At 56.4% G+C, this 13,740-nt stretch carries 9 protein-coding genes; 1 reads left to right on the top strand and 8 read right to left on the bottom strand.

From position 1 onward, the window contains the following. Positions 1-584: 584 nt before the first annotated feature. The 7 genes from CJZ80_RS15055 to CJZ80_RS07480 form a co-directional block, all read right to left on the bottom strand. Entirely contained in the window at positions 585-2,252 is a 1,668-nt protein-coding gene (locus CJZ80_RS15055; protein WP_144036971.1) for a hypothetical protein, read from the bottom strand. 94 nt (positions 2,253-2,346) lie between these two features. Continuing rightward, positions 2,347-4,176 carry a hypothetical protein gene (locus tag CJZ80_RS15050; protein ID WP_144036970.1) on the bottom strand — a complete coding sequence of 610 codons (1,830 nt, stop codon included), beginning with the start codon at positions 4,174-4,176 and terminating at the stop codon, positions 2,347-2,349. A 262-nt stretch (positions 4,177-4,438) separates the two neighbouring features. Next, positions 4,439-5,278, bottom strand: a complete 840-nt coding sequence (locus tag CJZ80_RS15920) for an NAD-dependent epimerase/dehydratase family protein (protein ID WP_094511884.1) — start codon at positions 5,276-5,278, stop codon at positions 4,439-4,441. Between the two features lie 4 nt (positions 5,279-5,282). Then, positions 5,283-6,794 carry a lipopolysaccharide biosynthesis protein RfbH gene (gene rfbH / locus CJZ80_RS07495; RefSeq protein ID WP_094511882.1) on the bottom strand — a complete coding sequence of 504 codons (1,512 nt, stop codon included), beginning with the start codon at positions 6,792-6,794 and terminating at the stop codon, positions 5,283-5,285. Between the two features lie 2 nt (positions 6,795-6,796). Then, positions 6,797-7,906, bottom strand: coding sequence for a CDP-glucose 4,6-dehydratase (gene rfbG, locus CJZ80_RS07490; RefSeq protein WP_198948265.1), 1,110 nt, complete (start codon positions 7,904-7,906; stop codon positions 6,797-6,799). Continuing rightward, a complete protein-coding gene (rfbF, locus tag CJZ80_RS07485; protein WP_094511880.1) occupies positions 7,906-8,673 on the bottom strand; it encodes a glucose-1-phosphate cytidylyltransferase in 768 nt (255 codons plus the stop codon). The genes rfbG and rfbF overlap by 1 nt, the downstream gene beginning before the upstream one ends. Positions 8,674-8,935: 262 nt before the next feature. Beyond that, positions 8,936-10,429: a mannose-1-phosphate guanylyltransferase/mannose-6-phosphate isomerase gene (locus tag CJZ80_RS07480; protein ID WP_094511877.1), complete on the bottom strand. Its 1,494-nt coding sequence runs from the start codon at positions 10,427-10,429 to the stop codon at positions 8,936-8,938. Positions 10,430-10,983: 554 nt separating this feature from the next. Between CJZ80_RS07480 and CJZ80_RS07475 the strand changes: the two genes are divergently transcribed. Continuing rightward, the gene (locus tag CJZ80_RS07475) at positions 10,984-12,036 is read left to right on the top strand and encodes a hypothetical protein (protein ID WP_144036969.1); all 1,053 of its coding nucleotides are present in this window, start codon (positions 10,984-10,986) and stop codon (positions 12,034-12,036) included. Between the two features lie 356 nt (positions 12,037-12,392). Here the strand turns inward: CJZ80_RS07475 and CJZ80_RS07470 are convergent, their stop codons facing one another. Continuing rightward, the gene (locus CJZ80_RS07470; RefSeq protein ID WP_094511873.1) at positions 12,393-13,397 is read right to left on the bottom strand and encodes an FkbM family methyltransferase; all 1,005 of its coding nucleotides are present in this window, start codon (positions 13,395-13,397) and stop codon (positions 12,393-12,395) included. Positions 13,398-13,740: the final 343 nt, after the last annotated feature.

The raw sequence follows: 13,740 nt of genomic DNA, 5'->3' as shown, positions 1-13,740 counted from the left end.
CCACTGCTGCGCACAAGCCTGCGTCTAGACGGCCTCGCTGTAACGACGCATAGCTCTGATCCATCAAGACCCCTGGTGGAAAAAGTGGTCAGGATGGGGAGGCGTCATCTTTCCGGGCAGAGGGGGGCCTCGGTGGACACGTAGGAGAACAGGGGCACGGCCCTCTCCTGCTGGCTGTGCACCCGCTCAGTGCCGTTTCGTCAATCTCTCGCGGCTGGGCTGGTTTTTCAGCAGCTTCCTAGACGGCCTCGCTGTAACGACGCATTGATCTCCTCCATAAAGCCCCCGGGTGTGCGATGGAGAGGGGTGACATCTTTCCGGAAAGCGGGGAGGCTTGGCTCAACTTGTGCGCCAATTGGAGGGACGACCGTACACAGCCGTTGAAATGGGCGAGTGTGCGGCCAAAGGGCACGTGGAAATCCACGATTGAAAGCTGACCGCTATGGTGCTGACGGGACATGTGCGGCTGTGATCAGTAGCAGCAATCCACGATTACCGCATTCCTGGCTGGGCTTACCGTCTGTCAACCGCTAAGGCCAAGTGGAGAACAACCAATCTGTAACTTTCAGGAATCCCTATTTTGACTACAGCTCTTCCAAAAACTTGCGCATAAATTCAATATCAACGAAATAGCCCGCATCGCCTTGGGATGAAGATGGTAAGTAGAATTCTTGGGTTACCCTCTGCGGATGGCATAAGCTACTTATATGCCATGACCATGCGCTTCTCGTGCTTTTCGCGAGATACGAGGAGCCATAAATAGATATTCTACAATTGAGAAGATAAATCGGTATTATCGATGAAGAGCCATAAGAAGTAAATGCGTGCCAGATATCTTGACTCCGCATGAAGCCAATCTTCTGCTGGAGTGTCATGCCATCTAGGTTTGCTGCCTGAACTTGCATTGATTTAGCTATTTCAAGCAAGTCTGTGCAGCCTTTGAGTGCAGGCTGAAACCGGTAGTTTCGAGAATGTGAGCCTTCCACGTCTACAGGGTAAACCGGATAACTGGTTAAGCCGTCGATAATAAGAGCGAGCCCTCTTGAACGAGCAAACTCTGAAATGATGTTGAATACATCGACTGCATTAAGCATCTGTCTGCAACCTTGTCGTTGATCAACGGCTATGTAGATACTTTTAACGAGAGTCTCTGTCTTTTGAATAGCAGCACTGCTGAACTGATGAAAACCATGATACGTGGCACCCAAGGCCTTTCTGCAGGCAACAGAAAGAGATCGGAGAGATCTCAAGCTAGGCCGGTGGGATGGCAAAGGACAATAATAATATTGAAAGGAAACAAAGAAATAGTCCAGCTTATCATTTTCCAAAGATCGAAAACGAAGCTCTAGGCTGTTTGCGGATTGCGTCATTAAGACTAATTCTGAATCAACGTAATCCCATAGCCCAAGCGTAACAGTGGTACATGGGTCATCGGCTTTTGGTCGCAATGAAAAGTCTGGGTCAATATACAGAGTATCATTGATTATCGTATGGCCATAATTATAATGCATTCCGGCCAACAATGTTCGCTCAAGTGGTACAGTCGAAACTGCACTATTCTTAACACTTTGCAAAGCGCGTAGCGATAGATTAATGCTGTCAACTATAGATCTCATCATAAAGTCATCAGCTTCTAAGTTGCTAGCTAGGCAGCAAGATGCAAGCAGAGCGCTTTCGGCTGTATGAAGGTCGGCAAGTAGTACACCACAGAACTCTACCATTAACCTGGAATATACTGGGCAGACAAGCAGATCCCCAATCGAGTAGCCAAAGATGATTGTGCTCCCAACATTATGAGGCAAGCAGAGAGACATAAATGGCTGAACAAGCGCCTCAGGATTGGAATCATGCACTACAGGTAGCAGTGGGATTCTATTCCATATTGTATGCCAATGGCACGCTTTATAGTTCTCTGCCCAGTACTTGTTCAATGCCAAGATATCGGCTGGAGGATGCGGTGAAGCGTCCACGAGCATGTCATATGGGGTAGCTGAAAACCATTCACTTCGAAATACATCGGCAATGCTGAGATGCGCATAATCTCCAAGGCTGTTAAAAGCCTTATCAGCCATAATTGAAGACCCCATGGCCTCAAGAAACTGATAGAACGTATAGTCTGAAGTAAATATGCTATGCAAGCAACTAGAAAGTCTGGGATGGTTTTCCGCCCGAAAGACTTTTGCGTAATCAATGGTAGATTCACGCAGTGGAACATTTTTGATGCTATCAGATAAAAGGAGTTTGGAATACATTATTGAGGCCTTGACTCTATCAACGCTGTGCTCACCAGTTAGGGAGGATCCATTCCTAATCAGACGCATAAGAACTGGGTTGTATAAATCTGTTCTATCCATTAGTTGTTGCGCTCAAGGCGTCCTCAAGAGCATCTCCTAAGCATGGAATATCTACGCAATAGCCATTATGATCACCCGTTGATGTGATCCAATGCTCAGGCTCGATCCTTTGATCAAAACAATAGACGCCAGTATGCCACCGCCATTCTCCCAGCGCTTTGTCATGAAGTTCATGGCCAAAAATATATACTGGGCAATTAAGAATATAAATCGGAATCATTAAAGACGATCCATAAGAAGCCACTGCTGCCTTGACTTGAAAATTCTGAGCATAGACTACTTTGGACAGTAAGTCAGATCCATGCCAGTCTTGAGCCATAAGAGAGCAAGACTCTAGTCTCATTTTGATCTGCTTATAAATCTCTGGCTCGAATGGCTTAATTAAGCCATGCTCAACTATGCGATTGAATCCATTCTTGCCATAGACCGGAACTGATGTAAGAGAATCCAGAATTATAGCATCAGTGCCATGGCGGAGTGCTAGCTCTACTATACAGTCGCAGATTCTATCGTAGTTATTGCAGGATCTGGCTCCAGTCCTCTGATCAATCGAGAGATAGATCGCGCTTTTCTTAGTGATAGGCAGGCCAGGAGAGGCCTGAAAATACTTCGAGAGTTTATCTATTGAAGAACTTGTAGCGCGAAATGTTGGCAATGGATAGCATTCAAATGCTGGAATCGCAAATGTATTGTATCCACAAGCGAACTCCCGTATAGGCAGCACGTTTTCTGGTTTCCACTTATCTGAAGCACTAAGTTGGCGGGACGTACAAAGGTAGTCATGCTCACCGATCAAAAGACTTGCTTTATTGTAGGGATCCAGGGAGGAGGCCGATTCAATGAAGTTCATGTCTTGGATTATAGTGTGTCCAAAGTTAATCCTCTGACCGGCAATATACGCTAGCTTGACTGGCTGAGTGCCATCACGGCTTAACGCAATTACATCTTTCATTAAGGTGGAGATGCCTGCATCAAGTTTTGTTCGATAATGCTCCTTAAACAAATACCTGCTTCCCATGTCCTTGCCAAGGAAGTATGAGTTCATTCCCTCTAGATCAATTAAGTAAACACTTTCTAGAGTATTAATCCAGCCAGAGTAGACTGGGCACACCACTAAGCTTCCAATAATGAACGGATAGCCCAGCAAACTTCCTAGCCTCTCCGAAATGACTATTGTTCCTGCAGGAGGGACGAATGATAAAGTGTTGCCATTGGAGAAGGGAACTCTAAGCCCTCCTTTTGCGACAATAACGTGCCAATGCGTGATATTATTGCGTAGCTTCTGCAGATTCTGGCTGATATGTTCTTGTGCGGAACTTTCAGCTACCGACTCTTCTAAAGTGTTTGCGCTTACTTCACGGTGACAACTTGCAAGAAGCTGCCGCCAGTCTGAACTTCCTGGGCTCTCTTTTAGAAATAGTTCATGAAAGCCGGCCTCAATAGAAACCATGTCTGTGAAAAGCCTATAACAACCTTTCGAAAGGAAACCAGCACTTGCTTTGTCAGATGGATCAAGATGCCATCTGATAGATTTCGAGAAATCTACGCAATCAACAACAACTGTGTCGGGTGAGTGTGCTTTAACGTATTCGAGAAAATCGAGGAACGCAGTATGAGGAGATGGAGGTGGCTCGCGCTCAGCCCCATTCTGTAGCAGCATATTATACCAATACTTAACATCTGCTGATGATTTCTTGTCGGATGCGTCGTGAACAGCTGCAAAAACTTCTGTTGCTCTTTGTGTGCAATAGTCAAAGTCAATCTCTTTCGCCTGTAGCTTCTCGATGAGTTGATTCATCTCCGCAATCTGATCGATGTTCATGGCTGGGATTGCTGCTTTTCGAGCCTTGAGAGGTCGCTTTTGATTGTGAACATAATGCTCACATGGTTAATCGCGTAGTTGGAAAAGTACGCAAAAGGACATCCGTGATGACGTGGATGATTGCTCCTCCGAGCAAAGGCTCCCCTGGGCATGTAAAAGGAGTAAATCTAGTAACCGTGGCAGTGCAGAATGTTAATACGAGGAAGAAGGGCATAATGGTAATCCGCTTGCCGCGAGCCAAGGCGTAAGGGCCATTCATTTGCTATTGTGAAACCAAGGAGACAATTCGTTCCATCTCATCATGGCGAGATGTTATTGAGCCTGGCAATAAACTTCCATTGGCGCCTAGGCGCCGCCATTCCTGTTCGGCGAAGGCAAGCAGAGTTTGCGGTCGCCCAGATCCGATGTTTTCAACGCGTGGCTGGCCTACATGAATATCCGTTCGGTCACATCGCGCAAGCAAAACGGATGAAACTTTCTCCACGGGAATGAAGTCCCGAATCTGTAGTCCTGTGGTCATGGGAAAGTCAACTCCACGAAGAGCAGCTGCGCGGAGGGAGGGCCAGAAATTGCCATGGTACTGACCCTCCCCGTAGGCTGTGAAAATCCGTCCATAGCAGAACTTGACGCGATGTGTACGTGCATAAGCACATAGCAAATGAAATGCAGCCGCCTTGCTCGCACCATAGAGACTGAGAGGTTCCAGAGGCGCGTCAGGTGGAATCGCCTCATATCGGGAGGCCGAGGCTCCGTATTCGTGACAAGTTCCTGCCACAATTACGCGATCAACCCCCGCAGTTTGAGCGGTTGCAATTAGATGAGTCGATCCAACGACATTCACTTGCACGAGCTCTCGCCAGGAAGCCTGTTTTGGACTTACCCCTGCCGAGGCAAGATGGACTACCACGTCACAACCGCTCAGGTCTGTCGATTGGAGATCGTTTAGATCTCGTTGGATCCAGGTGGGTTCACTTGGCAAAGGAATAGCCGGATGCGACGTTTCATAGCGGCGAACGGCCAGCACCTCATGTCCAGCCTCTAGGGCTACCTTCAGAAAGTGGCTACCTATGAAGCCTGTGCCGCCAGTGACGAAGATCCGCATGAGCCTAAGCAGCGCTAGCGGTACCGGCGTTCGCCAAACAGAAGTTTGCGATCACATCGACTTCGTTCTGGAGCATGGCCTCTGAAAGCCCGGGATAGGTGCCAAGGAACAGAATTGTGTTCATGATCTCATCGGAGCCCTCCACAGAGGTAGCAACCCGCAGGGCTTCCGGATTGTCCTCACGCAGCTGGACGAAGGCCGGTTGGCGCAGGAGATTTCCCCCGAACAGCATGCGGTTGCCGATGCGGTGTGCATCGAGTTCCTGAGCTAGCTGAGTACGAGAGAAGGGAGCCTTCGGCCGCACGGCGATCTTGAAGCCAAACCAGGAGCAGATGGTACGGCAACCGGTTTCGTCCCAATCAAACGATCCATCAGCATTCCAGCCGGTGGCATGGGTGGGCAAGGCGAAATCAAGCCATGCGGCATGGCGCTCAAGCCCAGCGCGCAGGACCTGCCAGTTCTGCTTGCGTGCCTCGATGAACGCCGGGAGGCGCCGCATCTGCACCCGGCCAATCGCTGCTTGGGTATCGAGGGGCTTGAGATTGAAACCCAGGTGGCTGTAGGTGTACTTGTGGTCGTACCCAGCCGGTAGTTCACCCAGCTGCCAACCGAAGCGCTTGTTGCACGTGTTGTCCACACCGCTGGGGCACCAGCAATCGCGCCCCCAATCGCGGAAGCTCTCGGCGACCACCTTCAGCTTCTGATCCCGCACGATGTTGACCGCCCCCCCCTCCCCCATCGTGAGGTGGTGTGGTGGATAGAAGCTCTGGGTGCTGATGTCACCCCAGGTTCCCGTCCAGCGGATTACCCGATCCGGCCCCTCATCCAGCCCTGGGCTGTTCTCGCTGAATCCGAGGCTTTCTGCTAGGTCCCTGGGCATCGAGTAGCTGCAGCCCAGCGCATCGCAGTTGTCCTCCACCAGCCAGAGATCATGCTTCCGGCAGAAGGCCAGTGTGGTAGCCAGGTCGAATGGATTGCCCAGGGCGTGGGCCATCATCACCGCCTTGGTCTTGCCGGCACTGAAGGCCTGCTCCAGCTGGTCACAGCGGGCATTGCCCGTGATCGGGTCGGCATCGATGAACACCGGCACCGCACCCACCTGCACGATCGGTGCCACGGTGGTGGGGAACCCCGCCGCCACCGTGATCACCTCATCGCCGGGCCGGATCCGTTTGCCAGCGGGAAGCTTGTGGCTCGTGAGCGCCGAGATCGCCACAAGGTTTGCCGACGATCCCGAGTTCACCAAAAGGCTGTGCCGCACCCCCAAGAATGCCGCCAGCTCATTTTCCATCGCCGCACCTTCGGATCCCAGGGTGAGCCAGAAATCCAGCGTGGCTCCAACCGCAGCCTCCACCTCGTCTTCGGTGAACACCCGGCCGGCGTAGGGAATCGCCTGCCCCTCCTGCCATGGCAACCGATCCGGATCCACACCCGGCCGGAAAGCTGCATGGGCCTCCCTGGCGTAGCGGCGGGTGAGCTCGAGGATCTCCTGTTTCAGGGCAATCAGGTCAGTCATAGTCAGTTCGTGGGGGAAGCGTTGACATAGGCTGCGAGGTCATTCAGGCAGGTGGTCTGGGCCGCATCATGCTGTTCCACCAGCTGTCGGTACCAGGCCACCGTTCGTTCCACCGTGGTGTCGAATGCCCAGCGCGGCAACCAGTGCAGCTGGTGGTAGGCCTTGTCCACCTGGAGATGGAGCCGGCCCGCCTCATGGGGTGAGGTGGCGTCCGACAGGTCTGCCCATTGCCCAGGCCAATGAAGGAGCGCCTGCTCGATCAGCTCCCGCACACTTCGGTTGGATTCGAGGCTGGGGCCAAAGTTGAAGGCATCCGTGTAGGCATTGGCTTTGGAGGTGCCGTGCGCTTCCAGAAGCCGTTCGGCCAGCAGCAGATAGCCCCCCAGAGGTTCCAGCACATGCTGCCAGGGGCGTGTGGCCTGTGGGTTGCGAACAGGGATCGCCTGTCCCGCCGCCAGCGCCCGCATCGCATCCGGCACGATCCGATCCTCCGCCCAGTCGCCGCCGCCGATCACGTTGCCGGCCCTGGCCGTGGCGATGGCCAGGTGCGGGGTCTGATGGGCCGCAGGGCCACAGAAACTGTGGCGCCAACTGGTGATTGCGATTTCAGCGCCCGCCTTGCTGGCGCTGTAGGGATCGTGGCCGCCCAAGCGATCGTTCTCCCGATAGCCGTAATCCCATTCACGGTTGGCATACACCTTGTCTGTGGTGACCATCACCACAGCGCAGGGATGCTGGAGGCTGCGCAGGGCCTCCAGCACGTGGAGGCTTCCCTGCACGTTGGTGGCCCAGGTGCCAAGCGGATCCCGGTAGCTGCGGCGCACCAATGGCTGGGCCGCCAGATGCAGCACCACCTCGGGCTGGGCCTGCTCCGCCAGTTCACGCATGGCATCTGCATCCCGGATGTCGCCGATGTGGTGGTCTAGCCGGCGTGAGAGATCGAGCTGATGGAAGAGATGGGGAACACCCTCTGGCTCCAGCCCCACCGCGCTCACCTTTGCCCCCATCTCACACAGCCAGAGCCCCAACCAACTTCCCTTGAAGCCGGTGTGGCCGGTGAGCCACACCCGACGGCCTCGCCACCAGCCTGGATCGATCCTCCCTTCTGCCATCAGTTCCACACCTTCCAGGGTGCCTGGCCGCTGGTCCAAAGCTCCTCGAGCTTCTGGCGATCGCGCAGGGTGTCCATCGGCTGCCAAAAGCCGTGGTGGCGGTAGGCGCTGAGCTGCCCGCTGTTGGCTAGATGATTCAGCGGCCCCTGCTCCCAAACGCAGGCATCTCCATCCACGAGATCGATCACGGAGGGCTCTAGAACAAAATAGCCTCCATTGATCCAGGAGCCATCGCCATCGGGCTTTTCCTGGAAGCTATGGACAGCTTTCTCCTCTAGGCCCAGAGCTCCGTAACGGCCTGGGGGTTGAACGGCCGTAAGGGTGGCCTGGCGCCCCTCCTGCCGATGGTGCTCCACCAGCGCACCCACGTTCACATCGGCCACACCGTCGCCGTAGGTGAAGCAGAACGTGTCATGAAGAAAATCCCTGACCCGAGCGAGTCGGCCTCCCGTCATCGAGGTGTCGCCCGTATCCACCAGGGTGATCTTCCAGGGCTCGGCCATGCGGCGATGGATTTCCATGTGGTTGAGATCCATGTGGAATGTCACGTCGCTTGTGTGTAGAAAGTAGTTGGCGAAGTACTCCTTGATCACGTAACCCTTGTAGCCACAACAGATGATGAATTCATTGATGCCATGGTGGCTGTAGGTTTTGAGGATGTGCCAAAGGATCGGCTTGCCGCCTACCTCCACCATCGGCTTTGGCTTGAGGTGGGTTTCCTCAGCAAGTCGCGTTCCGAGCCCGCCGGCAAGGATCACGGCCTTCATGAAACCGCTCCTTGGTGGGCAAGATGGCGCATCTCAGAGCGGAGGGACGGAAAAGTGACAGTCTCCTTCATGCGTGCTGCTATGTGAAGGGAAGACAACATCTTCCCCTGTGAAGTTGCTGTTTCCATGCAGCACCGGCCAGGTGAACGAGAGGCACATGGACCGCTTCCACTACAAGCAATCCACCACTTGTTCAGTGGCCCAGACGCCGAAAAAAAGCTGTTCCAGCAGGCTACGTCACCACTTGCAACCATCTGGATCTTCATTCCGCGCCGGCGTTGAGGGCAGATTGCAAGTGGGAGACATCCTGGCTCTGCGTGTCGGTTCGCCCATACCGATCTTCGAGGCGCACAAGAGCGTCTTCACCCAGACAAGGCCTGCTCTGCACCTCAATCATCTCCACCGCGATCTTGCCGGGGTTGTCAAGGCGGTGCTTAGCGCAGAGCGGTATGTAGGTGCTCTGGTTTTCATCCACCAGTTCCTCCACGCCGTCTTTCTCCACCACTGCGGTGCCCTGCATCACCACCCAGTGTTCTGCCCGGCGGTGATGCTTCTTCAGCGAAAGGCTGGCGCTTGGATTCACCACGATCTTCTTCACCTGCCAGCGCTCGCCCTCCACGATGCCGTCGTAGGAGCACCAGGGCCGGTAGATGCGCCGATGGGCGCTGCCCTCTCGCGCCCCCACCGCCTCCAGCTGCCGCACCACAATCCGCACCTCCTGGCCACTGTCGCGATGAGCGATCAGCACGGCGTCGTCGGTTTCCACCACCACAAGATCCTCCACCCCCAGGCCCACCACCAGCCGGTGTTCGCGGCGCAGGTGGCAGTTGCTGGCGCCTTCATTGATCACCCTCCCCAGCAGCAGGCTTCCCTGCGCGTCCTGATCGGCCGTTTCCCACAGGGCGCTACAACTGCCCAAATCGCTCCAGCCGGCCTCCAGCGACAGCATCCCGCCCAGGCCCATGCGCTCCATCACGGCTACATCGATCGACACGCTCCGGGAGCTGGCGAACGCTTCCCGCTCCAGCCGCAGGAAATCGAGATCGGCCGTGTCCTGATCCAGCGCCGCCGCCCGGCAGCCGCTCAACACCTCAGGGGCCAGCCGCTCCAGTTCCGACAGGATCGCGCTGGCACGGAAGAGGAACATGCCGCTGTACCAGGTGAAGCGGCCCGGCGCCAGGAACTGCTCGGCTGTGGCGCGATCGGGCTTCTCCACGAAGCCGTCGATCGGCATCGGTGCCTCGCTGCGCACCGGTTCGGCGGCCTCGATGTAGCCATAGCCCGTTTCCGGCCCCGTGGGCACGATCCCGAAGGTCACCAGCAGGCCCGCTTCCGCCGCTGCCCGCCCGGCTTCCACGCTGGTGCGGAAGGCGGCGGCATCGCGGATCACATGGTCGGCCGTCAGCACCAGCAGCAGCGGGTCGTCGCCCTTGGCGGTGGCCTGCAGGGCCGCCACCGCCACCGCCGGAGCGGTGTTGCGGCCGATCGGCTCCAGCAGGATCCCCGCCGGCTCCACCCCGATCTGCCGCATCTGCTCGGCCACGATGAAGCGGTGACCCTCATTGCAGATCAGCAACGGCGGCGCCAAGCCAGGCAGCCCCTCCAGCCGCTGGTGGGTCTGCTGCAGCAGGGTGTCCTTGCCGTCGCCGGCCAGGGCCCAATACTGCTTGGGATAGCTGGCCCGCGACAGGGGCCACAGGCGGCTGCCCGTGCCGCCGCAGAGGATCACGGGTACCAGAGGGATGGCAGGATTCACGAAGGCACCGGTGATAGACCTAATTCAAAGGGCTATCCGCAAGAGCCTTCGTACTCCCGGTTACGTTTTGCCGGTACATATTTGGGTTTCCTTGCCGTGATGCATAGCACAGGCCCCTTGCCTGTGCTATGCATCACGGCAAGCAATTACTCCCCTGGGACGTGCGTGAGCGGAGGCATGATCACTCGCTTGCGCACGGCCCGCTTGCTGCTGCGGCGTCTTGGTTTCATTGCACCGAAGGGCCTGCACCATCCTGAAGCTCAACCACGCATACAACTATCGGCCGAGAGATATGAGTGTGAGAGACTGTTCTGCCTCAGTTCATCTTATGGTTGACAAAGAGAATGTTCTGCTGGCCGATCCTGGGATGGAAATGTTGTGCGATAAGCAAAGGCGAGAATGGTCGAATCAAGCTGTCTTTCTGTGTGCCTCTGCTTTTTTGTGGTACCTGGTTTGGTTCTGGCAATAGCGACGAGCGAGATTGATTTACGCATCTATGATTTGATGCCTCTCGCGCACAGCGGCTCAAAGTGCACAGTCAGCAGCTCCAGGGCTTGATCGATCAAGCTAAGCAGGCTGAAGCACAAGGGCTTATTGCCCACGCCATCCAACTCCTCGGGCAAGCCATCCGCCTGCAACCGCTCAACACCGATCTGGTGATGGAGCTGGTTCGCCTCTTCATTGGCCGGCTTGATGTGGAGTTGAGTGTCGATTTACTCACGGATCACCTGATGATTCTCCTGGAGGCTCTGGAACATCAGCCTATGGATTCAGTGCTGTGGCTGCAGGTCCTGCGCGTGCAGCTTGCGATCAAGCAGCCCCCAGGCATGCCCGCCTCGGCGCCACTCACGCCCACAGCGCTGATTGCTGATGCTCATCGAGAACCGCAGCCCATTTGTTTTGAGCCCTCCAGCCGCATCGAGCAAAGCCGAGAACGGCAACGCTTCTCCAACCCCGACTACCTCAGCATCGACGGCCTGCCCCAGGCCCAGCAGTTCACCCGGGCTCTGCGTCGCATACAGAACGCTGCTCTGCAGCCATTGATTGTGGATGCTGGCATCGTCGTTGGGCTCTCCAGCCAGTGGCTGGCCACGCGCTATCCCGAAGCCCGCGTCGAGGCACTCCTGCGCCGTAGTGGCGTCCAAGCCGCCGTGGCCTCTGAAGTGCACAATCAAGCGTTTGAAATCCAGAGCTGTGCCACGGCTTCAGAGCTGCATGAAACGATCCTTCAACTCCTTACCCAGCCGTCTGCGGCCCCGGCGCTATTGCACCTCGACGCGGAAGCGGACGTTATCACCCATCCCTTCAGCCCCGCCTTCTCGTCTGACTGGATCGGGGCGTTCCCCGTTGTGATCATTGAGCACGGCGGAACCCACACTCAGCCGTATCTCCGTGCGCTGGCGCACCACTCTTGCCACATGATCGCCACCGGTGTGTTACTCCTGGCCTTCAACCGATCGCTGCTCAGTGGTCTGGCCGCCTCTGACTATCTCTTCGATCTGGAAACCCGCTCAGATCTGGTGCCGCTCCATGGCGAGCTGGTTGAAGACGATGCTGTTGTGAGTTTCGATGGCGAATGGCAAGGCCCTGCGATCACTGAACAGTAGGCCTTCCAACGCGCGCACCAGGTGCTTCGTGCCAACAGTGCGATCACCTCTTCGGATTCCCCTGGGCATCCTTAATCGACCATCTCAATGCAGGCACCCCGAAGGGGATAGCCCTTTGTGCCAGACACTGATTTAGTTGTGCTCTCCCTGCCGACGTTTCTGTGAAAGCCAGCTGACAAGAATGAGTTTCTTGCTTCCAAGCGAGCCGGCTTGGCACGGCTATGGCAGAGATACTCTCCTCACACCCTTTTCACGGACATTCAAGAGCTCCATGCCTCCCTGGCGGCAAGGTGCTAACGAATCTCTGCCGCTAAACACACATCAGAGCGCTGAAAGCAGCTCCTCTTGAGGTGTCGTCATTCATCCATAAGCACATACCAATCGTCCCACTGGGCTTCCTGGCGCTGATACCCCCGCGCTTCCAAAAGGGTTTGCAGCCCCTGGCGCTGCGCCGTGAAGTTGTGCTCCACCGTGATGCATCTGAACTGATAACGATCCCAATCCAGCCCTTCGAGGATCGCCAGCTCACTGCCTTCGGTGTCGATGCTCAGGTAGTCGATCAGCGGCGGTGCCCCGTGCTGTGCCAGCAGGTCCATCAGTGACGTGGTCGTGACCTCAATCACTTCACCAGCCGCCGCGTAAGCGTCACGTTTGGGGCCGTGCTGATCCTCTGTGCCGAGCTCGGCCAGGCCGCCATAGGCATCGGCCAGCACAAAGCGCATGCGCTCCCCACTGCTGCGGTACACGCAGGCCGGGCTGAGTGTGCAGGAGCGGTTCTGCTGCAGCCGCTCAAACAGCTTCGGGTTGGGTTCGGCGCAGATTCCTTCCCAGCCGAAGTGCTTCTCCAGTAGCCAGCTGTTGCTCAACAGCACCCCATCGGTGGCTCCGAATTCCACGAAATAGCCGCTCCGCTTCCAGCCCAGCTGTTCCAGCACCCAGAGGTCTTGACCCAGTTGGGAGTGGCTCAGGGGCTGCCAGCGTTCGCCGCTGTCCGCTGCCCCTTTCCGCTTCTTGGCGATGGGCTTCGCGTTCAGCGCACCGCCAGCCAGGGCCAGGCTCAGCTCATGCGAGAGCAGCTCCGCTTCCGTGCGGAGGATGCTGAGCTGGGCCTCCAGCGCGCTGTGTTGTGCGGCAGCTGCTTCGATGGCTGCATGGAGCTGCTCTACCTGAGCCTTGATCCGCTCCGCTTCGTTCGCCTCCTTTCGAGCATCGCGTAGCCAGCGGTTCAGGCTGCTCCGGGAGAGGCCAAGGCGCTTGGCCACCTCGACCACAGGCAGGCCCTCCACCTGGCAAAGGGTGATGGCCTCGGCCTTTCGCTCTGGCGTGGGACGTCGAGCAGGTTCGAGGGGCTTGCCTGGCATGGGCCTTGATCGCTCCTTGGGCCATCGGGGCTGCACGTATGGCCCATCATCGGCCAATCGCTCACCTCGTTCTGTATTGCCTGACGGCCGATCCGACACCCTCCGCTCAGCGCCACCACCGGTGCCACAGTGCCCGAAGCATTGCTCAACATCCTGTGCCGATCCTTGGGCGAGGAGGCCGCCGTCGCACCTGGCTTTGGGCACTCCTGATTGGTCTCTCTGTCTTCAAGGGAGCCAGCACGCTGTGGTTGCCCCCGTCGTCACCACTGCATGCACCCCTCTGCAATCTGATGAGCGGGCTGCCCACCTGCCGCCAGTAGTGCGCGGGCTTGGGCCGCTACGG

It is taken from the genome of Synechococcus sp. MW101C3 (assembly GCF_002252635.1).
In the GTDB taxonomy this organism is placed as follows: domain Bacteria; phylum Cyanobacteriota; class Cyanobacteriia; order PCC-6307; family Cyanobiaceae; genus MW101C3.
The sequence above is the reverse complement of the archived record's forward strand: the minus strand, read 5'-3'. Positions and strand labels throughout refer to the sequence as shown.